Origin of the sequence: Rahnella sp. WP5 (assembly GCF_000745615.1) — a bacterium.
GTDB lineage: Bacteria > Pseudomonadota > Gammaproteobacteria > Enterobacterales > Enterobacteriaceae > Rahnella > Rahnella aceris.
In genome coordinates, this window is the sequence record NZ_JQJR01000008.1 from 271595 (window position 1) to 294975 (window position 23381).

Here is a 23381-nt window from a genome sequence, read left to right on the forward strand (position 1 = left end):
GTCTGATATTTGGCACAGCCCAAAGTGACAGGTAAACTAGCGCGCTAAACCTCACCGGATAAAGAAGCGAACATCGTGAGCAGCATTAAATTGATCGTTGGACTGGCCAATCCCGGCGCAGAATACGCCCAGACCCGCCATAATGCCGGCGCCTGGTACGTCGACCTTCTCGCCCGCCAGCACAACCAGCAACTGAAAGAAGAAAGTAAGTTTTTTGGTTATACCGCCCGCCTTTCTCTGGCCGGTCAGGACGTCCGTCTGCTGGTGCCGACCACCTTTATGAACCTGAGTGGCAAAGCGGTTCTGGCGATGGCACAGTTCTATCGCATTGAGCCCGATGAAATTCTGGTCGCGCATGACGAGCTGGATATCCCGCCGGGCATGGCGAAAATCAAGCTGGGTGGGGGTAACGGCGGCCACAACGGCCTGAAAGATATTCAGAGTAAATTCGGTAACAACCCGAACTTCTACCGTCTGCGTATCGGTATCGGGCATCCTGGCGATAAAAGCAAAGTGGTGGGATTTGTGCTTGGCAAGCCGCCAGCCAGTGAACAAAAGCTGATTGACGACGCGATTGATGAGTCGCTGCGCTGTACTGAGTTGCTGATGAAAGAAGGTTTGGAAAAAACCATGCGTCGCCTGCATACCTTCAAAGCTGAGCTTTAACCGCTGCTTTTGACAAGAGTGTTAGCCGGGTGCAAAAGAATCGAGCCTGGCTAACACCTGAAATTTTAGAAATATAACTAACCGACTTTATTTAAAGCGGCTCATCAAAACGCAGCAAACGCCCCGCATTCCCCAGCACCAGCAAAGTGCTGAGATTATGCAGCAACGCGGCAATCAGTACGCCCCCCACGCCTAACCACCCCATCGCGGCCGCCGCCATCACCACCAGCGTCCAGCCCAGCCCGATGAACACATTGATTTTCAGCGTCCTGCGGCAGGCACGGCTCAGTCGGACACAGGTGCCGAGACGGCGTAAATCGCTGCCGATCAGCACCACGTCGGCGGAGGCCAGCGCGATATCACTGCCGCCCGCCCCCATCGCAATGCCCACCACGCCCGCTTTTAACGCCAGCGAATCATTAATGCCGTCACCGACCACCATTGGCCGGAACCCTTGCGCAATTTCCGCTGACACCTGATGCAGTTTATCTTCCGGTAAAGCCTGCGACACCACGTCACTGATGCCCAGTTCCCCGGCAATACGCTCAGCCACGCTGGCGCGGTCGCCGGTCAGCAGCAGTTGTCGCTGCAGGCCAAGCTGACGCAGTTCAGCTAACGCCGTCTGCGCCTCAGGCCGCAATGAATCTGCCAGCAACAGCCAGCCGAGAAAATGCCCGTTCAGCGCCAGACCAACCAGCGGCCCGTCATGTTCAGGGACGACGGTCATCGCGATAGTGTTCTGGCTGAAGAATGCCGGGCGCCCTAACAACGCCTCGCCTTGCGCAGTTTGCGCCCGCACGCCCATACCCTGCTGTTCCGACACGTCTTCCAGCGGTAAGTATTGTTCACGCGGCAGTAACTTAGACAGCGCACGGCTGACCGGATGGCTGCTCGCCGCGCCCAGACTGGCCGCCAGACGGAGCACGGCGTCAGAGGATTGATGCTCTGCCAGCACCGTGCGTTGCAGATGCAGTTCACCGTGGGTCAGCGTGCCGGTTTTATCCACCACAATAGCGTTCAGATCCGCCAGTTCCTCAAGAAAAGCGGAGCTGCGGATCAGAATGCCGTGACGCGCGGCCACGGCGATACCGGCGATTGCCGTGGCGGGTGCGGAAAGCACCAGCGCGCACGGACACGCCGCCACCAGCACCGCCAGCATGGCGTGAGCATCACGGGTGATAAACCAGGTCGCGGCGGCAATCAGCAGAATAAGCACCAGATATTGCCCGGCATAACGCTCAAGCAAACGGGTGATCGGCGGTTTGGCATGCTCCGCTTTTTGCATCAACGCAATCACTTTTCCGAGCGTAGCATCCGCACCGGTGCGCGTGACTTCAACGCAAAGCAATCCGTCGAGGTTGATGGCACCGCCAAACACATCGTCACCCGCGCAGGCTTCCTGTGGCACCGATTCGCCGGTGATCGGTGCAGTGTCGAGACTGGCGCGACCTGATAACACACGGCCATCGGCGGGCAACCGGTCACCGGCGCGCACTTCAATCCGGTCACCGGTTCGCAACTGATGGTTGTCGATTTCTTCAATCTCACCATCGGGCAAAATCCGCCGGGCGCGGCTGCGGGTCAGATGGCTGAGCGCATCGATGGCTTCCTGCGAACCGATAACGCTGCGCTCTTCCAGAATATGACCAAAAATCATAATGCCCGGCAGCAACGCGGCGGTCATCAGGTCTCCCGTGGCCCACGCGCCAAGCATCGCCAGCGCAATCAACTGATCGGTGACGCCGTGCAGGCTGGGGTTGCGCAAACTATAAATTGCCGAGCGCAGCACAGGAACTGCCACCAGCAATGACGCCACACCAAACAGAATTTGCCCGACATCGCTTTGCTGTGGAAACCACCATTGCCAGATCCAGCCGCACAGCAGCAGACCAAACGCCGCCATCGCCAGAAGCAGCTGAACCGCCATGCGCCGCTGTTCATGGCGCGTTAACAGCACGCTTTTCGCTGCCGGTTCTTCAGAAGTAAAAGAAGTCACAGGGCAAATACCTCAGGGTTGAGAGGATGGACGGTCTGGCCCCGGCAGGATCAGATGTGCATCGTCATGGGGATCAACGGCAGTGACGCCGCCCGCATGGGCAAGGATTGCCGGCATCCGTTCACGCCACAGACGCCACAGTAATTCAGGTGAATGATCATTCGCCAGTTGCACCACGGTTGCAGTCTCCGTGGAAGCCCGGGCTATCTGTTCGCTGGCTTTGGCATGGGAGACCTGTAAGGTGCGATCTGCCGCCTGAACCGCCTCCTGATGCACACTGGCAGCCTCATTACTCGCGCTGGCGATGTTCTGATCCGCCTGCTGACTGGCCGTCAGTACGGCATTAAACGCCTCAACCGCCGACGGTGGCAGAGAAGACTGCACGTCAACGCGACGGACTTCGATACCGGAGTTGCTGCCTGCAGCTCTCAGGGCGGCAAGTTGCTGATTAATGCCCTGACGTAAATCGCCGCGCAGCCGTTCCCGGCGTTCGGCGATATGGCTGTCGTTACCCACCATTTCCGGCCGCGCGACCAGAATGGTATCCAGATCGCGTGAGGCACAAATCGCCACCGCCGCGTGCTCGGTTAAACGATCCAGGGCCGGTAACACGTGTTCCCCCTGCAGCACAAACGCCACCGGATCGGTAATCACGTAATACACCTGCACATCCAGCTGAACCACGCCGGAATCACCGGTCAGCAAATACCCCGCGCCCGCGACGGCATCACTTTTCTCGCCACCGGTATTGGTCCACGCAGGCACAATGTTTTCTCTGAGCAACGCGGTCACGTGATGCTCGATTACCCGGTCAGCGGCAGGTAAAATTTCTACCTGCTCCAGCGGTTCCGGCCACGCCAGCAACAACCCGGCTCCCGCCGTGCGGGAAACCGCACCAAAGCGCATCACCACCGCGCGCTTATCCGGCTCTATCTGCCGCACATTGGAGAACAGCCAGTTCGCGGCGGCAATCAGCGTCATGGCAAACAGCGCCAGACAGGCTATGCGTCCTGCCTGAAACCACGCATTCCCCTGAAAGCGGGACAACGGATTCATGGCCGCGGCCCGTTGCTGGCGGCGGGCAAGGCGGGCGGACCTTCAACCAGTTGCCGGAACGGTGCGGCATCAGTGCGCAGCACCAGCCGGGTGCCCGGCGTGATCACGCTGTTGAGCGTGTCAAGCGAGCGCAACAAATCGTACAATTCGGGGTTACTGGTCCGGGCTTTAGCGTATATCGCCGCGCTCTGAACCTGCGCCTGCGCTTCAATATTGGCTGCGCTGACCGACGCATCGGCCTTAATCACACGGGCATCGCGTTCGGCGGAAGACCGGATTTCAGCCGCCTGACGCTTACCTTCGGCGGACCGCTCGGTGGCAATGGTTTCCCGTTCTGCCCGCATGCGATCCACGGTGGCATCTAACGTCACCGACGGTAATGTCAGCCGTTCAACGCCGACCTGCACCAGTTCAATGCCATAGCTGTCGAGCAACTGGCGGGCGATCTGATCATGCAAATGCTGTTCAAAACCGGAAAGGCGGATTTTGCTGGCATCAGTGTTAACCAGATCAGCCAGTGCAAAACCGCTGGTGGTGGTTTCCAGCGCCGAACCAATAAACGTTCGTATCTGCGCGGCGGCCATATCCGGCTGATTTTGTACCGCGCGGATAAAACGCTGCACATGCTGAGGATCGTTTTTCACCTGCCAGACAGTATAAGCCTGAACAATGATCCGCAGACCGTCACGGGTGCCGACATCCTGCAACCCACTGGACGTGGTGCGGATACGTAAATCCACCGGGATCGCGGTCTCCAGCGGCACCGGCAGATGCCATGCCAGTCCCGGTTGCAACAGCACACGCACCGGATTACCAAAGCGCGTGATCACCATCGCTTCGCCGGAACGCACCTGCACCAGACAGGCGGTGGCGGCAATCAGTGCCACCAGGACGATGGCAACCGTAACCCGTCGCCAGAGTCCAGGGGCCGCCGGGCCGGAATGATGATGGTGATGTCCGGCACCGTGATGATGTCCGCCATGAGCATCGTGATCGTGTCCGTGGGCTTCAGGTTGTTGGGAATCATTCACCGGGTAGTCTCCGCGTTGACAGAATGCGCCGCTTTATCCGCTCCGGGCGTAAATGGCAGGGTAAAATTTCTCAGATCCAGCACCGGCGAAGTCCCGCCGCCAATACGGTGATCAACAATCAGAACTTCCGGATGCTGCTGCATCGCCAGAATCAGCTGACTAAAATAACGGTCGGTCAGGAACGACTGTCCGCCAGTCTGATACGCCTGATTTTCTGCGTTAAAGCGCAACGCCATGACCTGTGCCTGATCGAGATTTTCGTGGCTTTGCGCACTGGCGGTATCCTGCGCCAGACGGGCAAATTGCTGTGCCGCATTGAGTTGCTGCGCGGCCTGCCCTTTCTCACCGGCGATGGCGCTTTGTGCCAGAATTTGTGCCGCCTGTACGCTGTGATAAGCATCCGCCGCACCCGCAGGTGGATGGATTGATTCAATCACCGTAGCCAGCAGTTCCACGCCGCTGTTGAGATGATCAAGCTGGCTCTGTACTTTCCGGCCAATATCTGCGGCAAGGCGTGTCTGATCACTTCCCAGCAGGCTGTCGAGCGTACGCGAGGAAAAATCATGCACCAGCACCTGGTTGGCAATACTGCGGATCAGCACCGGCATATTGTCGGTGTGATAGAGGCTCGCCATCGCCGCGCCGTCATTCATAGCGATGCGGTACACAAAGCGGACATCCATATTCATGATTTGAAAACTTTGCCTGTCACGGGTGGCACTGGCGATGATTTGTGATTTATCGCTGCTGTGGCCGGAGTCCCACAGACGGTTTGCGCTTTCAGGCGCCGGGCCTTCGGCGGTATCAGCCACCGTGACCGGTGTGGTGGTGACCGGTTCTTCGGAACCGGTGGTGAGTTCATGTACTTCGCCGTTATCAACCATCCGCGTACGGCCAAAAGGCCACGGCAGACCTGCATGTAAACCGGGTTGTCGGACCGCCACCGGTTTGCCGAAGGATTCATAAATTCCGCGCTGGGTCAGCGGCACCTCGCTGATGCCCGTCAGCAGCCAACCGGTCAGTAACAAGATTGCGGCCAGCGGTAACAGTGCACGGCGCATAAAATGAAACGCCCGGATCTGACGAAGATCGATACCAAAATGCTGATGCAGTTCGTTTTGCACAAACTGTAACGGACGCGGCGGCCAGCAAATCTGCGCGGCCAGCAGGCTGCCCGCAATAAACTCCGGCTCTTTATCCTCACGCGGCGGCGAAAACATCGCCATCAGCGCCCGCAGGAAAAGCTCCAGCGCCACCAACCCCGGTAATAATCCGGTGAGCATCAACAGGTGAGCAGGCCACACCGAAGCCTCACGGGCAAACATCAGGGCTAATGCACTCAGCAAAAACACGCCAATCATCATGCGCATCATCGGTGCGAGCTTTGCCGCTTCCGGCCATTCCAGCGGGTTTTTTAGCGTCCAGTGACGCTCCAGAACCAGTACAGCAAAGGCGCAGAGAATGAATACCGAACCGGCAAAATACCCCGCCTCACCGGCGTCATTGGCCGGTATTGGCAACTGCCATAACACACTGATGAGCACAATTGCGGCAAACGCAGGAAGCGCCTGGAAGAACACATGCGCGTCAACATAACGTAAAACAGGACGCATCCAGGGGCGGGAAATCAGACGTTGGGGAAATCCGGAAGACGCTTCCGGCATGGCGGTTTCAACAGCAGGTGCAAATTGTTGCGTCCGCCAGCGGGAGATACGCCGGGCACATTGCAGGGAGGCAGCGCAAACCCACATCGCCGCCATGATATTGCCGGTCACCCAGGGCCACACCGATGCCGGAGAGACCAGATACAGCATCAGCAAGATCAGATACATCACGCTGCTGATCACCATAATGGGGTTGATCAGCCCGCTCAGCCAACGCGTGTGGGTGGCGGCAGACTGAAAGCGCAGCTGTTTACTGGCGTTATCCGTCCCGGATACTTTGTCTGTACTCATGTCCGCTCCGGCAGTGGAAAAAATACCCCGCAGCGCAGGCCTGAAGCCAGTTAGTGCGAAGTTGACCGGGCGTAACGGTATAAAATTACAGAATTTTCAGCGATATGAATTTGGCCGCTTTTTTGCCCCGAATTGTAAGCATTTATCTTTAAAGGGCCACAAGCGGGTGAATAACGAAAAAGGTGCCGTTTTTAAGCGACACCTTTGAGGTTTCAGAGATTATCTTCAGCCACGTAATATTGCGGATCGTCGAGTTCGTGAGAACAGAATGGCCCGGCTTTTTTGAGCAAACTCACGCAATCATTGCTCAGATGACGCAGGCGAATGGTTTTACCGGCATCGAGATAGCGCGTGGTCAGTTTATCAATCGCCTCCACTCCGCTCGAATCCATGACCCGCGTACCGGCAAAATCCAGCACCACATTTTGCGGATCGTTTTCAGGATTAAACAGCTCGGCAAAGGTCGCGGCAGATCCGAAGAACAGCGGCCCGTCCAGCTTATACACTGCCAGGTCGCCTTTAGTTTTATGCTCGCGCACACGGATACGCGCCTGCTGCCAGGCAAAAACCAGCGCAGAGATAATCACGCCACTGATCACCGCCACGGCAAGATCGGTGAAAATCGTGATGACGGTGACAATCAGCATCACCAGTACATCAGCTTTAGGCATGCGGCGAAGACGGCGCAGCGAACTCCACTCAAAGGTGTTGTAGCAGACCACCAGCATAATGCCCGCCAGCGCTGCGACCGGCAGCAAGCCAATATAACCGGACAAACTGACCACAAACAGGATCAGTAAAATGGCGCCGACTGTACCGGAAATTCGCCCCCGACCGCCGGAGGTGAAATTAATGATCGATTGCCCAATCATCGCGCAACCGGCGAAGCAACCGAACAGACCGCAAATCGTATTCCCCGCTCCCTGCGCAATACTTTCACGGTTGCCGTTGCCCTTCTGATGACCCATTTCATCAAGCACGGTCATCGTCAGCAGCGATTCAATCAGGCCGACCAGCGCTATCACTACCGCATAGGGCAGCACGACTTTCAGCATCTCAACATTGAAAGGCGCAACCGGCAGGCTGAAGTGTGGCAACGCCCCTGAAATATCTGCCAGGTCACCCACGCGCAAGGTGTGCAGGTTAAAACCGATCGCTACGGCCGAAACGACGATCAGCGCTGCCAGCGAAGAAGGAATAATTTTGGTCAGTTTCGGGAACAGCACCACCACCAGAATCGCCAGCAACACCAGTCCGTACATCAGCAGTCCCTGCCCGGCAATCATGTGCAACTGCGCCAGCATAATGACAATTGCCAGCCCGTTCACAAAGCCGTGAACCGCAGGTAACGGCACCAGCCGGATAAATTTCCCGAGGCGGAAAACACCAATCAGAATCTGAATCACCCCGGCAAAAATGGTCGCCCACAGCACGTATCCCATACCGTGTTGTGCCGCCAGACTCATCAGCACCACCACAATGGATCCCGCGGCACCGGACACCATGCCCGGTTTACCGCCGAACAGTGCCGTCACCAGCCCGATAATAAACGCCGTGTGCAAACCGACAATCGGCGACAATCCGGCAACCAGTGAAAACCCGACCGCTTCGGGGATCATTGATACCGCCACCACAAATCCGGCCAGCGTTTCGTTCTTCATTTCAGACAACTTCAGACCACGCGGATTAAACATAAAACATCCGGTACATTTCCCGATCAGTTAAAAAATTGTGACAAGTATCTAAAAATGAACCAGGCGAGGCAAGGTTTATCCTGTGTACTGACAACAGTGGCGGCCACAAGCGGATCGAGATAAATGCGGTTCTCGTGTATAATGCGGGGAATTGTGGTCATTACATCGTGCGGTTATATTTAATCGTTTGATAATTAAGATATTAAGGTGAGAAAAACATGGGATTCAAATGCGGTATCGTCGGCCTGCCGAACGTCGGTAAATCTACTCTGTTCAATGCGCTGACCAAAGCGGGTATCGAAGCAGCAAACTTCCCGTTCTGCACCATCGAACCGAATACCGGTGTGGTACCAATGCCCGATCCGCGTCTCGACCAGTTGGCCGAGATTGTAAAACCGCAGCGTATCCTGCCAACCACCATGGAATTCGTGGACATCGCGGGTCTGGTCAAAGGCGCATCTAAAGGTGAAGGTCTGGGTAACCAGTTCCTGACTAACATCCGTGAAACTGAAGCCATCGGCCACGTTGTGCGTTGTTTCGAAAACGACAACATCATCCACGTTAACAACAAAGTGGATCCGGCTGATGATATCGAGGTTATCAATACCGAACTGGCATTATCTGACCTCGACACCTGCGAACGCGCGATTCACCGTGTGCAGAAACGTGCCAAAGGCGGTGACAAAGATGCGAAGGCAGAACTGGCCGCACTGGAAAAATGCCTGCCACAGCTGGAAAACGCTGGCATGCTGCGTGCACTGGATCTGACAGAGGAAGACAAAGCGGCCATCCGCTACCTGAGCTTCCTGACGCTGAAACCCACCATGTACATCGCCAACGTTAACGAAGACGGTTTCGAGAACAACCCTTACCTCGACGTCGTACGCAAAATCGCAGACGCCGAAGGCTCCGTGGTCGTTGCTGTTTGTGCAGCGGTTGAATCTGACATTGCCGAACTCGACGACGCTGACCGTGAAGAATTCATGGCTGAACTGGGCATTGAAGAGCCGGGCCTGAACCGCGTGATCCGCGCCGGTTACGAACTGCTGAACCTGCAAACCTACTTCACCGCTGGCGTGAAAGAAGTTCGTGCATGGACCATCCCTGTGGGCGCAACGGCTCCGCAAGCCGCAGGTAAAATCCACACTGACTTCGAGAAAGGCTTCATCCGCGCACAAACCATCGCGTTCGAAGATTTCATCACCTACAAAGGTGAGCAAGGCGCAAAAGAAGCCGGCAAAATGCGTTCAGAAGGCAAAGACTACATCGTTAAAGATGGCGATGTGATGAACTTCCTGTTCAACGTCTGAACCAAACTTCAGTTTCCGCTCCACACAGAATCCACGCCCTTGCGTGGATTTTTCTTTTTTATCCCCCCCCTAAAATCGCCCTCAGCTCCCTCTTTTATTTCTCCTTCCGCTCTGTTACGGGATATATTAAGGGCACTATCGTAAATTTTCTCTTTGTAACGGGTAACATCTCAATGGCACTGATCCCAAAAAACTACCAGCGTCTGGAAAGCGGATATCGCGAGAAAGCGCTAAAAATCTATCCGTGGGTGTGCGGACGTTGTTCGCGGGAGTTTGTGTATTCAAACCTGCGTGAATTAACGGTTCACCATATCGACCATGATCATACCAATAATCCGGAAGATGGCAGTAACTGGGAGTTGTTGTGCCTGTATTGTCATGACCACGAGCATTCAAAGTACACCGAAGCCGATCAGTACGGTTCAACGGTGGTGGCCGGTGAAGATGCGCAAGATGATGTCGGTGCCGCCACCTACAACCCGTTTGCCGATTTACAGGCGATGCTGAATAAGAAGAAATAGGGTCGATTCCGCTCCGCTCCTCCGGCAAAACTAAAAACCCCGGTATTCACCCAAATCCACGCGATGCCGTGGATTTTTTATGATGAACGAGGCGATTTCCGCCACATAAGTTAGTCCCCTGATATTTTTCTTGCATCCCAAAACGCCATGCGCATAATCGCAAATTCAAATAATAATGATTCTCAGTCCTTTTTACATTAGGGTTACATTATGCGCGAAAAAAATTCACCCACAGGGTTTAAACCGACCCTGCTGGCACTCTTCGTCAGCGTAAGCTGCATGCCTGCGATGGCGGCCACCGCCCCTGCTCCGGCGACCAGCTCAACGGCGGCGACAGGCGATACCATGACTATCGTCAGTGCGCCGGATAATGAATTCAAACCCGGCGGCAATGAGCTGGTTCCGGCCTATCTGGACGGTCAGGTGGCGCATGGCGGTCGCCTTGGCATGCTTGGCGAACAGAAGGCAATGGATGTGCCGTTTAACGTCATCGGCTTCACGTCAAAACTGATTCAGGATCAGCAGGCGCGGACCATTGCTGATGTGGTGCGCAATGATGCCACCGTCCAGAACGTGCAGGGATACGGCAACTTCGCCGAAACCTACCGCATTCGTGGCTTCCAGCTCGATGGCGATGACATGACGTATGGCGGATTGCCGGGCGTGGTGCCGCGTCAGGTGATGGATGCGTCGTTAATCGACCGCGTAGAAATCTTTAAAGGTGCGAACGGATTACTGAACGGCGCGGCAACAAGTGGCGTAGGCGGCATGATCAACCTCGAACCGAAGCATGCGGATGACGCGCCACTGACCCGTGTGGGCGTGGATTACACCTCCTCCTCTCAGGTTGGTGGCACCCTGGATCTGGGCCGTCGTTTTGGCGATGACAACCAGTTCGGTGTCCGTCTGAATGCCGTTAACCGTGAAGGCGAAACCGGTATTGATGGTGAGAAAAAACGCACCACCGCAGCCTCACTGGGCCTCGATTATCGCGGTGACCGCCTTCGTACCTCTGTGGACATGGGCTATCAAAAGAAAACCTTCCACGACGCCCGTCTTGGCGTGAATATCAGTGGTGTGGATTTCATCCCGGAAGTGCCATCCAACAGTCACAATTACAGTCAGGATTGGGTATACAGCAATATTGAGTCCGAATTTGGTATGGCCAAAGCGGAATATGATGTGACTGATGACTGGACAGTGTATGGCGGCGTTGGCGCACAGCATTCGCATGAAACCGGCGACTATGCCTCCCCTGCGCTGAAAGATGCTGACGGAACGGCAACGATTGGTCGTCTGGATACCAACCGCATCATCAATAATTTCAGCGGAATGGCGGGAATTCGTGGCGATTTCGATACCGCCTTCATCACCCACAAGGTGAATTTTGGTTATTCCGCCCTGACTTCACGCAATAATACGGCGTGGCGTATGGCCTACGGTGCCAATGCTGAAAACACCAATATTTATCACACCACGAATGTCCCGAACCCGACACCTAATCTGTCTGGCGGTAATTATGACGACCCGCTGACCACCGGGCGTAACCGGACTCAGGGCTATCTGTTAACCGACACGATGGGCATCCTGGATGACACCCTGTTGTTCACCGTCGGCGCCCGTCATCAGAAAGTGATCGTCCGTAATTACAGCAATGCGACCGGCGCTGAAGACGTGTCATCACGTTACAGCGACAGCCGCTGGATGCCGACGTACGGGGTTGTGTATAAACCGTGGCAGGTGATTTCCCTGTACGCCAACCACACCGAGTCTTTACAGCCGGGCGATGTGGCACCGAATAACGCGAAAAACTACGGTTCGACCACCGGCATTGCCCATTCAAAACAGAACGAAGTGGGTGTAAAAGCGGACTTCGGGCGTGTTGGCGGTTCACTGGCATTATTTGAAATCAAAAAACCGTCAGGCATTTTGGACAGCAATAAATTCTACAATCTGGACGGTGAACAACGTAACCGGGGCGTGGAGCTGAACGTCTTTGGCGAACCGGTGCTGGGCCTGCGTCTCAACGGCAGCGCGACCTGGATTGATCCGGAAATGACCAAAACCGAAGACAACACCTATAACGGTAAAGATGCGATTGGCGTGCCGCGCTACAACCTGGTGCTGGGTGCAGAATATGACATCAAACCGGTTGACGGCCTGACGGCCACCGCGCTGGTGAACCATTCCGGCTCACAGTGGGCAGACTCAGCCAACACGAAGAAAATCGACGCTTATTCCGTTCTGGATCTTGGCGTGCGTTACCGCACCAAAATCAACCAGAATGATATGGTCTGGCGTGCTGGTGTTGATAACGTGACCAATGAAAAATACTGGTCAAATATCGACAGCACCGGAACCTATGTTTATCAGGGAAAAACGCGCGCGCTCAAAGTCTCCATGACGTACGACTTCTGATACGGATATAAAAAGGGGATGCATTCAGCATCCCCTTTTTTATTACAGTGCGAATTTTTTATTGGCTGTTTTCCGGCAGCGGTAAACTGACCGTGACCATCAGCCCGCCGTGCGTTCTCTTCGTCGCATGGATCCCCCCGCCGTGCGCTTCACAAATCGCACGGGCGATGGATAAACCCAATCCGCTGCCCCCGGAATGTCGTGCGCGGGAAGAGTCCGCCCGGCTGAAGCGTTCAAACATAACAGGCAGAAAACTGTCATCCACACCCGGACCCTTGTCCCGGAACGTTATGTCATAACCGCCATTGCCGGGCGCGATGGCGATGTCCAGACGCCGTCCTTCCTGCGCATAACGCAGCGCATTTTCCATCAGAATGGTAAATACCTGCCCGAGCCGGAACGGGTCACCGACATAACGGCACGGCGTCTCCGGCGTCAGGGCGATGTCAAAACCGGCTTTCGTCGACTGAGGTTTCAGCCAGGTCATCCGCTCGCGCAGCAGATCGGCCAGATCTAGTTCTGTCTTGCTGAGGTTAAGCTGACCGGCATCCGCCAGCGACAGCAGATGCAGTTCGTCGATCAGACGGTTCAGATGCAAAAGCTGTGTCATCACCATCTGCAATTGCTGCGGCTCCGGGCGGAAAACACCGTCCAGCATGCCCTGTAAACGCCCCACTGCCGCCGTGAGCGGTGAGCGCAGTTCATGCGCCATCGCCACATGGGAGGCCCGCAGCTCCCGCTCATAGCGCGAAAGTTGCAGCATCATGGCGTTAAAATCATCCGTGAACTGAATCAGTTCCGCCGGCGCATTTTTCACCGGCTCAGCCCGCGTATTAAAATCTCCCTGCGTGACCGCACGCGCCACCTGGGCCAGACGGCTGAATTGTGACGAAAGCGGTCGCGCGGCTTTTAATCCCAAAATAGCGATAAACGGCGTCACCACGACCACCAGGATGCCAACCATGATCCAGTCGGCCGAGGCGATGGAGGGATCGGAGTAACGTGCCCCCCAGCCCTGATCGACAATCTCATGAAACCGCGCAAGATTAAGATCCGGATTATCCCGCAGCACGTAAAACTCTGCCCTGAGTGCGGGAGACATATGGTGCAATACCCAAAGATTCTCAATGACAAAACGCAGCCACATGCACAATGCAATCACAACGACACTGCCGATGGCCAGCGTCAGGATCCGCACACAAATCCAGCGCCACAGGGACTGATAGTGAGAGTGATGGTTCATGGCTGTCTGAACCGGTAACCGACGCCGCGCACATTGACTAACACGTTAACGATGCCTGCGGATTCGAGTTTTTTACGCAAGTTATAGACATGCGTATCGACCACCCTTTCCAGCGCCTCGCTTTCCGGCAGGCAATGCTCCAGCAAATACTGACGTGAGAACGGGCGTGTTGGTGCACGCATTAATGTGCTCAGTACGCCAAATTCTGTCGGGGTTAAATCAAGATAATGCGGTTCGCCCGAGGCAGAGCTAACCGCCGCCGTCAGCGCCCCGACATCCACGTCGAGACCCTGCCAGCGCAACACAGCAGACGTATTGTTTTCGTCTGTCGCCACACGACGCAGTACCGCCTGCACCCGCGCCACCACCTCACCGGGGTTGTAAGGTTTGACCACATAATCATCCGCACCGAAGCGCAGCGCGCCAATTTTATCGGGCATGTCGCCCATCGCCGTCACCATAATCACCGGCGTGCTGCTTTCACGCCGCAGCGATGCCAGCACATCAGTGCCGCGCATCCCGGGCAGCATCACATCCAGCAAAATGAGATCCGGCTTCCAGCGCAGCGCATGCTCCAGCCCGGAAATGCCGTCGCCGGCAATCTGTACGTCATATCCTTCGCGTTTTAAATACGCATCGAGAACGTCTGCCGCATCGGCATCATCTTCAATAATCAGGATCCGCTTTGTTTGCATTGAGTCGCCCTGGCTGTTTCATCATAAATTCCCGGCAGTTTACTGACCCTGCCTCTCCCGACTTCCGGTTTCAGATGCGGCTGCAATCCGCTACGAACCATACGTTTAGATGATGAGGAATCACAATGATATCCAGAAAACTAATGCTTCACATTACCTGTTTACGCATTTTCTGCCCGGCTCCCCAGTTCGACCACCACCTGATGCTCGTTACCGTCATCCGTCAGCGGGATCAGATCACCGTCCAGGGCATGGCCATCCAGCGTGACACAGTAGTCGCCGGTGTTGTGCCGCACCGTTATCAGGTAACGGCTGCTGCCTTGCTGATACGTCACCGTGATTTCCGGCCACAGCGCAGGCAATTTGCTGTGGATGGCGATAGCATCGCCGTGGCGTGTAATGCCCAGCAATGATTCGGTGATCAACCGGTATGTCCAGCCCGCAGAACCGGTATACCAGCTCCAGCCCGCGCGACCGCTGTGCGGATCTACCGAATAAATATCGGCGGAAATCACATACGGTTCCCCTTTATAGCGGCTGACCGCCTCCGGCGTGAGGCTGTGATTGATCGGGTTAATCATCGACATCAGTTCCCAGGCGCGTTCGGTGTTACCCTGTCGGGCAAACGCCATCACCGCCCAGATGGCTCCGTGGGTATACTGCCCGCCGTTTTCACGCACGCCCGGCAGATATCCGCGGATATACCCCGGATTCGGGCCGTTGCCGTCAAATGGCGGCGTCAGTAATCTGATCAACCCCGCATCGTTATCGACCAGACGCTGATCGACCGACCGCATGGCGCTGGCGGTGCGTTCAGGTGTACCGGCTCCGGAAAGCACCGACCAACTTTGCGCGATAGCATCTATCTGGCATTCGTCGTTCATATGCGAACCCAGCGTTTCACCGCTGTCGAAATAACCGCGCAGATACCACTCACCGTCCCACGCATGGTTGTTGAGGTTTTGCTTCAGCAGCGCCGACTGCTCGCGGCACAGGGTGGCGATAGCGATGTCCTGGCGCTCTTCTGCCAGTGCGCCATAACGTTGCAGAACGTCGTAGAGGAAAAAGCCCAGCCAGACACTTTCCCCGCGCCCGCCCAGCCCCACCAGATTCATGCCGTCATTCCAGTCTCCCGCGCCCATCAGCGGCAGTCCGTGCTCACCCATTTTCAGACCATGCTTCAGCGCACGCACACCGTGCTGCCAGAGACTTTCCTGCGTTGCGCTGACCTGCGGTTGCTCGTAGAACGACTCCTCACCCGCCTCCAGCAAACGTGCCTCGAGATAAGGCACGGATTCTTCGGCAATGCCATGATCGCCGGTGACCGTGATGTAATGGCTGATGGCCAGCGGCAGCCAGAGATAGTCGTCAGAACAGCGGGTACGCACGCCGTTGCCGGTTGGCGGATGCCACCAGTGCTGGACATCGCCTTCAATGAACTGCCTCGACGCACATAAGAGGATCTGTTCGCGCATCCGTTCCGGCGCCGCGTGGCTTAGCGCCAGTGTATCCTGCAACTGGTCGCGGAAACCGAACGCCCCGCCGGACTGATAATAGCCGCTGCGCGCCAGGATCCGGCTGGCTAAGGTCTGGTAAATCAGCCAGCCATTGGCGAGCAAATCAACCGATTTATCCGGCGTGGTGATCTGAATTTTATCCAGCACCTGATGCCAGTGATGATGAATGCGATCCAGCTCAGCCTGCGCCGCACCTTCCTCAAGATACTGATGAATGAGCGCTTCGGCATCTGCGGCATTCTGCCCCAGACCCAGCGCGAAAATAAAGGTGCGCTGGTCGCCGTCGATAAGCGTTGTGGCCGACTGTACCGCGCCACAAGGATCCAGCGCCGCACCGGTTTTATCGGAAAGACGCTGATTTTTCATGGCCGCGGGCATGGCCGCAGAACCGGTGCGACCAAAGAACTCGCGACGGTCACCGCTGACCGAGCAATGTGCGCCGGTGACCGCAAAGAAAGCGGTGCGTTCAGAGCCGTTGCTGGTGTAATGATTGGTCGCCAGTACGCCGCAACCTTTTACCACGTGCGCGGCCGAGGTCACGATATGCATCGCGGACTTGGCACGTAAATCTGCCATCACCCATTCGGCATAACCGGTCACCGACAATCTGCGCGGCCTGCCGGAGAGGTTAGTCAGGGTCATGATAATCAGTTTGACCGGTGCATGTTCGGCAACTAATACCGTCATTTCACTGGAAATGCCCCGCTCGGTATGTTCGAAGCAACTATAACCAAAACCATGGCGGGTGACGTAACCGCCGATGCCGCGAACCGGTAACGGTGCAGGCGACCAGACGCTGCCGCTGTCCTCATCGCGCAGATAAAAGGCTTCGCCGGAACTGTCGCTGACCGGGTCATTTTCCCACGGCGTTAAGCGGTATTCGTGGGCATTTTCATACCAGGTATACGCCTGCGCACTTTCTGAAATCACCGTACCAAAGCTGGCATTTGCCAGCACGTTCGACCACGGGGCAGGCGTGGTCTGACCTTCGTTAAGCACAATCTGATATTCACGACCATCCGGCGAGAAACCGCCCAGCCCGTTGAAACAGGCCAGTTCACGTGGCGGCGACATCACCGGCTGACTGTCATTGACCGTACGCACCGGCACCAACGCGGGCAGGGAAACGAGCGGCGTTTGCGTCCGCTGATTTAGCTGATCGTCCAGACTGCCACGGCGGTCGTCGATCACCACATGCGCCACGCTCATCAGCAGCATGCGGTCATCCGGTGTCATCTGCTCGCCGTTACGCACGAAAATTCCGCCCGGAATATCGGTCTGGCTGGACCCCGCGCCGGATGCCACCAGGCTGAGGATCTGGTTTTGCAGCGCCTGCTGATAACCGCCGGAATCATTACACAACAGCACCAGATCGACTTTTAATCCTTTCAGACGCCAGTAATGGTGCGCACGGATCAGCAATGTCACCAGCCCGATATTTTCGTTGCTGGTCATGGTCAGCAGTACAATCGGCAGATCGCCGGAAAGTGACTGCCCCCACAGGCCGGATTGCCCGCGACGGTTGGCGGCGACCGACTGTGCATCGCCGCGCATTTCCTGACTGGCAAAAATCAGCGCCCCCGCCAGACGGTTAAACAGCCCGGCATCATCTTCCGAGGCATTAAGCTGGCGCAGCACGACCTGACTGTGCGACCAGGCGATTTCAAATACCCGGTCAGCAATATGATGGTCGCGATATTTTTCCAGCAACATCAGGCTTTGCAGGCGTGTGTCGCTGATGCCGTAAACCATGTCGATAATCACCGGCACACCGGGTCTGAGCCGGATGCGCTGACGAATCGCCATCACCGGATCCAGCACCGCACCGGCACTGTTACCGAGTGTTCCACCCTTCTGCATTGCCTGCGGACTGGCGGCGGTATTGCCACGCCCGATAAAGGCCGCGCGATCGGTTTCAAATGACGTTTCCCGTTCCACCGCACCGTGGATAGCCATCATGTGGAACATCCACGGACAGGCCTCATCCGGTTCGCGTGGTCGCCGGTGACAAAGAATCCCCTCCTGCGCAGGCACCAGTTCGGTTTGTACAAACAAATTACTGAACGCAGGATGGGCCGCGTCGTTGGCGGCGGGTGCCAGCACCACTTCGGCATACGTGGTGATATCCAGCGTACGCGAATGGCGGCCATTATGTGTGACCGTCATACGGCGGATTTCGACGTCATCTTCCGGTGATACCACGATATGCGTCTGCAGGGTCAGCAGGCCGCGGGTACGGGTAAACTCTGCGCCAAAATCGGTCAGTACCGCGTGGTAGGTTCCCTTCTGTTTACCGAGCGGTTGCCAGGTATTACTGGTCACTGCACCCGATTCAGGATCGCTGACGTAGCAGAAGATGCCGCGGTTATCGCGGGTGGCATCTTCGCGCCAGCGGGTCAGGGTCAGGTCTTTCCAGCGACTGACACTGCCGCCCGCCTGCGTGACCATCAGATGGTAATGGGTATTGGAAAGCAGCTGAATTTCCGGCGACGGGCTGTCGACGTCGGTGAATTCACGCAATTCCACGTTCACTTTTTGCAGCATATTGTCGTGCGATTCGAAGTGACGACGCGGGCTGTAAAGCTCGACGGCATCCGGCACGCGTTCCTGTAACAGTAAACGGGCGGACTGGAATGCCGCGTTGGCCGCAAAGCGTGCGGTCATCGGCGCGCCGAGCAACACGTTAGCCAGCGCCAGGAATCCCATGCCCTGGTGGTGCGCCATGTAGGAACGCACCACGATGTAAATCTGCCCGCGCACCAGACGCGACGGGCTGTAATCCAGTGCATCATAGAAACCGTATTCACCGCGAGCGCCGCAATTCTCCAGTTCCAGCAGATTCACACAGGCTTCCTGCGGGCGGATCATCAGCGCCATCATCGTTGCGTAAGGCGCGACGACCATATCTTCACCCAGGCCGCGTTTAAGACCGAGGCCAGGCACACCGAAGGCGTGATACTGGTAGTTCTGGTTGAGATCAAAGGCCGCATACGCCGATTCAGAAATCCCCCAGGGCACGTTATTTTCCTTACCCCAGGCAATTTGCCGGTCAACGGCGGTCTGACACATCTGCACCAGCAGCGTATCGGGATACGCTGGCATCACCAGTTGTGGCATCAGATATTCAAACATTGAGCCGCTCCACGACATCAGCGACGGCTGTTTGTCGATCACGGTGAACAGACGCCCGAGGGCGAACCAGCTTTTTTGCGGCAACTGATTGGTGGCGATGGTGACGTAATTCGTCAGACGGATTTCCGACGGCAGCAGATCGTACTTTCCGCTGTCCATTTTATGGGCGTCACAATTGTAACCGACGGTCAGCAGGTGGGTATTTTTGTCATACAGGAAGCGGAAATCCATGTGCGCATGCTCGTTCAGGCGCTGTTCGAGTTCACCGATGATGTCCAGCCGCTGGCGCGCCAGCCCGATAGAGCGGGATAACAGCGGTGACGTCCGGGCATCCTGTTGCGCCAGCCAGTGCAGCGTTGGCAGCGGTTGATTTTGAGCCTCCGCCGGCAGCGCACCATAAAAATCTGACCACTCTTTAATGCCGGTCGCGAGCTGTGTTGCCAGCCGTTGTTGCCAGCCCTGCGCCGACGCAGCGATCAGGCCGTGCATATCCTGCAGGTAGGTAATACTTTCAGCGGCTTTGGCTGCGGTGGCCTGTTTCAGGCTTTCCCGCAATTTAGTCATCAGCGGTTCGTCGGTCTGGCTTTCCGCCATGTTCAGCGTATCGGCCAGCCCGGCCAGCCACGCGGTCATATTCAGCGCGGGCTGCGTGCGCCATAACCGTAATCCGCTGCTGAGCGTCAGCAGATGCCCGGCCAAATTGCCGCTGTCAACGCTGGAAATGTAGCGCGGATTGAGCGGTGCCAGCGTGCGTGTGTCGTACCAGTTATAAAGATGCCCCCGAAAATGCTCGAGTTTATCCAGCGTATCGAGTGTCTGGCTGGTACGTTCCAGCACCTCACCCTGCGTAATGTAGCCGAAATCCCACGCGGTGATATTCGCCAGCAACGACAGGCCAATGTTGGTCGGCGAGGTACGGTGCGCAATCACCGGCTGCGGAATTTCCTGGAAATTGTCGGGCGGCAGCCAGTTTTCCTCAGCGTTGACGAACGTTTCGAAAAAGTACCAGGTTTCACGTGCGGTCTGACGGAGGAAACGCTGTTGCTGCGCATCAATGCCCGGTTTCTGCCTGACGGCAGGCCGGCTCATCCAGCACATCACCAGCGGCGCGACAAGCCACAGCAGACCCAGCGGCAAGGCAAACCACAGTAACGGCGGATGCGCACCGGCGGCCAGCATAATCACGGCTACACCAGCCAGCAGATTTGCCCACATCCGGCGATAGAAATAGACCTGCGAGTGCGCACGGGATTTCTCGCCGATATTCACACTCGCCCATTCATGCAACATCCTGTGGCTGACATTCAGCCGCCACAGGGTCAGCAAAATGGCGTGTATTGAATACACGGCTTCGTGCGGCAGGGTCATTAACTGGAGCAAAATCCGCGAACAACGGCTGAGGGTAGCGGATGCCACACTTTTCAGATGGGCAATGACCTTGCGGCGTGAGCCTTTGTTGAAGAGATCCAGCACCAGCGCGACCACCACCGGGAAAAGCAGCATACTGGCGATAAAGCCCAGCCAGTAAAGCTTGTTCGGCACCAGCAACAGCGTGCAAAAAATGAGGGTCAGCAGCGCGGGAGCGATAAGGCTGCGGCGCAGGTTATCGAACAATTTCCAGCGGGAAAGCGTGGTCAGCGGGTTGCGGGTCCGCGTGCCATCTTCCTGCGTGACACGAAAACCCAGCCAGTTCAGCAATTGCCAGTCGCCACGGATCCAGCGGGTTTTACGCGCCACATCCGCCAGATAATGATCCGGATACTGCTCGTATAACACCACATCGCTGAGCATGCCCGAACGCGCATAACACCCTTCCAGCAGGTCGTGACTGAGCACTAAATTTTCCGGGCAGGTATTTTCTGTTGCCCGGATGAACATATCAACGTCGTAAATCCCTTTGCCGACAAATGAGCCTTCGCCGAATAAGTCCTGATAGATATCGGAGGACATCGACGAATACGGATCATTGCCCGGCACGCTGCTGCATAATGCGGCGTAACGCCCCTGCCCGTTTTCGGGGATTTCTTCGGCCAGCCGGGGCTGAAGAATGGCGTAACCCGAAATCACCCGCTGGCGTTCAGTGTCATAAACCGGATGATTGAGCGGATGGGCCATGGCGGCGACCAGCTGATGTGCAGTCGCGCGCGGCAGCACCGTGTCGCTGTCGAGGGTGATCACGTATTTCACCTGGCGCAGTTGCGCCTGTGTGCGGCCTTCCACCCGGGAGAACGGCTCACCTTCGCCGCGCAACCAGCGGTTCAGCGCATTCAGTTTGCCGCGTTTGCGCTCATATCCCATCCACACGCTCTGCGCCGCATTCATTTCACTGTCGCGATGCAACAACGTAAATAACGGCCCCTGTGCGTCGGTATAGCGTCGGTTGAGGGTCTGGATCTGCTGCGTGGCGTAGCTCAGCAACGCATCGTTGTCCTCGTTGTGCTGTTCAGGGTTGTCGTGAAAATCGGTGAGCAGCGCAAAATTCAGGTGTGACAGAACATTGCCGAGATAACAGACTTCGAGGCTGCTGATCAGTGCATCAATATTTTTCCGGCTACCCAGCAGACAGGGGATCACTACCAGGGTGCTGGCGTGTTCCGGGATGCCGCCGACGAATTCCAGTCGGGGCAGCGGTTGCGGTGTGCGGCTACGGGTGGTGATTTCACTGAGCAAATTCAGCGCAAACTGGCTGGCGACCAGCACTACCGGCCCCAGTAACAGCCACCACGCCCAGTGCATGCCGGGATGCACGGTGTGATATAGCACCTCGGCGGTGATGGCGGTGGTCAGCAGCAGCAGGCTGCCGAGCCACGAAAGCAGCGGTGTCTGGCTGAGGCGGCTGCGGATGCGGGTTTGCAGTGAAAACCTCACCTGCAAATCTTTCTCCAGCGTCTTGCGCCCGGCATCAATCAGATAGTAACCGACATGTTGTTGCTGAAAGGAATCCGTTGCCTGTTGCGCCAGCGCCACCGCACGGCTGGCGACAAACGCCTCATCGTGCAGGGAATGGCGCGACAACTGTTCAATCTGATGGCGGTAGTTATCGCGGGTATCAAAGTGCATGGAGGCATAAATACCGGCCGGATCCTCACGCAGGACTTTCTCCACCACGCTGAGGTTTTCGGCGAATTCTGCCCAGTCCATTTCGGTCAACTGCCGCAAACCCATAATGCTGTTGCTGACAGAAAGCTGGCTGGCAGCAAGCTGCTGATTAAATTTATCGATCACTTCACGCTGGGTCAGCCCGACTTCACTCAGCCGCTGCTCTACCCAGGTCAGCGGCAGCGCCAGCATCGAACCGTGCCCCTGCAACCGACGCACCAGTTCGGCCACGAAAGCGCTGCTACGCGGCGGATTGGTGCGCGCCATATCAGCAATCACGATGATCTGACTGGCGGGATCGTTTTCCGCGCTGTCCTGCAATTTATTGACCCAGAAATCGGCCAGATTACGTTCCTGCTGCGCATTCGCCACTTCAATACTGACCCGGCGTAAATTCTCGATCAGCGCCAGACGCAGCATACCCGGAAAGGCCCATAACTCCCCGAGCGTCAGCGGGCGCACACTCTGATAAGTCGAGAGAAAACGGGTCAGGGTTTTGATGTCCCACAGGCCGTCGCTGTGGCTGACAACCTCGGTCGCAATGTCATAAATGCGCGGGCAGGAATGCGGTAAACCCAGTGAAGGCAACCCCTTGCCAAAGTTTTTCGGTAACAGCTGGCGCACCAGGCGGATTTGTTCTTCGATCAGATAGAAGTTATCGAGTAACCATTCACCGGCCGGGGTAATGCCTGCTTTTTCTCCACTGCTGAGGATCAGGCAACTGCGCGTTAAAACCTTTTCGTTATCGTCGAGGCGCTTTAGCAGGTAGTAAGGAAGTTTTTTGCCGGAGAGTTTGTGGGAGAGTGCGAGTTTGCCGCCGAACCGTTCCATCTGATCTGCGGAGAAAAGCTCGGCGCTGATCGGTACGGGGTGCGCCAGTGCGCTGGCGCGATGACGCCGGGTATGGCTAATAACAGGGGGTGCTCTTTTAATTTTGAACCAGTTAATCACAGCATTTTTCATGTCAGCATACCTTAGGCGGACCCGATAAGGCAGTTGCCTGAGCTGCGATGAGAGTTCACTTGATAAGAAAATGGGTAAAGGACAG

12 protein-coding genes are annotated in these 23381 nt (G+C 56.4%); 4 read left to right on the forward strand and 8 right to left on the reverse strand.

The window, feature by feature from the left end:
• Positions 1–75: 75 nt before the first annotated feature.
• The gene (pth, locus tag EX31_RS07345; protein ID WP_037034067.1) at positions 76–666 is read left to right on the forward strand and encodes an aminoacyl-tRNA hydrolase; all 591 of its coding nucleotides are present in this window, start codon (positions 76–78) and stop codon (positions 664–666) included.
• Positions 667–757: 91 nt separating this feature from the next.
• Here pth and EX31_RS07350 read toward each other — a convergent pair whose 3' ends face one another.
• The 5 genes from EX31_RS07350 to EX31_RS07375 form a co-directional block, all read right to left on the reverse strand.
• Positions 758–2662, reverse strand: coding sequence for a cation-translocating P-type ATPase (locus EX31_RS07350; RefSeq protein ID WP_037034068.1), 1905 nt, complete (start codon positions 2660–2662; stop codon positions 758–760).
• Positions 2663–2674: 12 nt separating this feature from the next.
• Positions 2675–3718, reverse strand: coding sequence for a protease modulator HflK (gene hflK, locus EX31_RS07355; protein WP_037034069.1), 1044 nt, complete (start codon positions 3716–3718; stop codon positions 2675–2677).
• Complete coding sequence (gene hflC / locus EX31_RS07360) at positions 3715–4749, reverse strand: protease modulator HflC (RefSeq protein ID WP_037034070.1); 1035 nt, start codon at positions 4747–4749, stop codon at positions 3715–3717. The genes hflK and hflC overlap by 4 nt, the downstream gene beginning before the upstream one ends.
• Positions 4746–6704: an SPFH domain-containing protein gene (locus EX31_RS07365; protein ID WP_037034071.1), complete on the reverse strand. Its 1959-nt coding sequence runs from the start codon at positions 6702–6704 to the stop codon at positions 4746–4748. Before EX31_RS07365 ends, hflC begins: the two co-directional genes overlap by 4 nt.
• 212 nt (positions 6705–6916) lie before the next feature.
• Positions 6917–8398: a SulP family inorganic anion transporter gene (locus EX31_RS07375; RefSeq protein WP_013575598.1), complete on the reverse strand. Its 1482-nt coding sequence runs from the start codon at positions 8396–8398 to the stop codon at positions 6917–6919.
• A gap of 218 nt (positions 8399–8616) precedes the next feature.
• Here EX31_RS07375 and ychF point away from each other — a divergent pair, with 218 nt between their 5' ends.
• The 3 genes from ychF to EX31_RS07390 all read left to right on the forward strand — a co-directional run bounded on the left by ychF (position 8617) and on the right by EX31_RS07390 (position 12647).
• Positions 8617–9708, forward strand: coding sequence for a redox-regulated ATPase YchF (gene ychF / locus EX31_RS07380; protein WP_013575599.1), 1092 nt, complete (start codon positions 8617–8619; stop codon positions 9706–9708).
• A 173-nt stretch (positions 9709–9881) separates the two neighbouring features.
• Entirely contained in the window at positions 9882–10229 is a 348-nt protein-coding gene (gene yajD, locus EX31_RS07385) for an HNH nuclease YajD (protein ID WP_013575600.1), read from the forward strand.
• A gap of 210 nt (positions 10230–10439) precedes the next feature.
• Positions 10440–12647: a TonB-dependent receptor gene (locus EX31_RS07390; RefSeq protein ID WP_037034073.1), complete on the forward strand. Its 2208-nt coding sequence runs from the start codon at positions 10440–10442 to the stop codon at positions 12645–12647.
• Between the two features lie 58 nt (positions 12648–12705).
• Here the strand turns inward: EX31_RS07390 and EX31_RS07395 are convergent, their stop codons facing one another.
• From EX31_RS07395 to EX31_RS07405, 3 genes are all read right to left on the reverse strand, one after another.
• The gene (locus EX31_RS07395) at positions 12706–13890 is read right to left on the reverse strand and encodes a sensor histidine kinase (RefSeq protein ID WP_037034075.1); all 1185 of its coding nucleotides are present in this window, start codon (positions 13888–13890) and stop codon (positions 12706–12708) included.
• On the reverse strand, positions 13887–14585 hold the full coding sequence (locus EX31_RS07400; protein WP_037034076.1) for a response regulator: 699 nt from the start codon (positions 14583–14585) through the stop codon (positions 13887–13889). Before EX31_RS07400 ends, EX31_RS07395 begins: the two co-directional genes overlap by 4 nt.
• Before the next feature lie 161 nt (positions 14586–14746).
• Positions 14747–23296, reverse strand: coding sequence for a GH36-type glycosyl hydrolase domain-containing protein (locus EX31_RS07405; RefSeq protein ID WP_037034078.1), 8550 nt, complete (start codon positions 23294–23296; stop codon positions 14747–14749).
• Positions 23297–23381 lie beyond the last annotated feature (85 nt).

What these genes read in the sequence shown, in the direction of transcription:
- hflK (WP_037034069.1), bottom strand. Translation starts at nt 3,718, where the DNA reads ATGAATCCGTTGTCCCGCTTTCAGGGGAATGCGTGGTTTCAGGCAGGA.
- EX31_RS07365 (WP_037034071.1), bottom strand. Translation starts at nt 6,704, where the DNA reads ATGAGTACAGACAAAGTATCCGGGACGGATAACGCCAGTAAACAGCTG.
- EX31_RS07375 (WP_013575598.1), bottom strand. Translation starts at nt 8,398, where the DNA reads ATGTTTAATCCGCGTGGTCTGAAGTTGTCTGAAATGAAGAACGAAACG.
- ychF (WP_013575599.1), top strand. Translation starts at nt 8,617, where the DNA reads ATGGGATTCAAATGCGGTATCGTCGGCCTGCCGAACGTCGGTAAATCT.
- yajD (WP_013575600.1), top strand. Translation starts at nt 9,882, where the DNA reads ATGGCACTGATCCCAAAAAACTACCAGCGTCTGGAAAGCGGATATCGC.
- EX31_RS07390 (WP_037034073.1), top strand. Translation starts at nt 10,440, where the DNA reads ATGCGCGAAAAAAATTCACCCACAGGGTTTAAACCGACCCTGCTGGCA.
- EX31_RS07395 (WP_037034075.1), bottom strand. Translation starts at nt 13,890, where the DNA reads ATGAACCATCACTCTCACTATCAGTCCCTGTGGCGCTGGATTTGTGTG.
- EX31_RS07400 (WP_037034076.1), bottom strand. Translation starts at nt 14,585, where the DNA reads ATGCAAACAAAGCGGATCCTGATTATTGAAGATGATGCCGATGCGGCA.
- EX31_RS07405 (WP_037034078.1), bottom strand. Translation starts at nt 23,296, where the DNA reads ATGAAAAATGCTGTGATTAACTGGTTCAAAATTAAAAGAGCACCCCCT.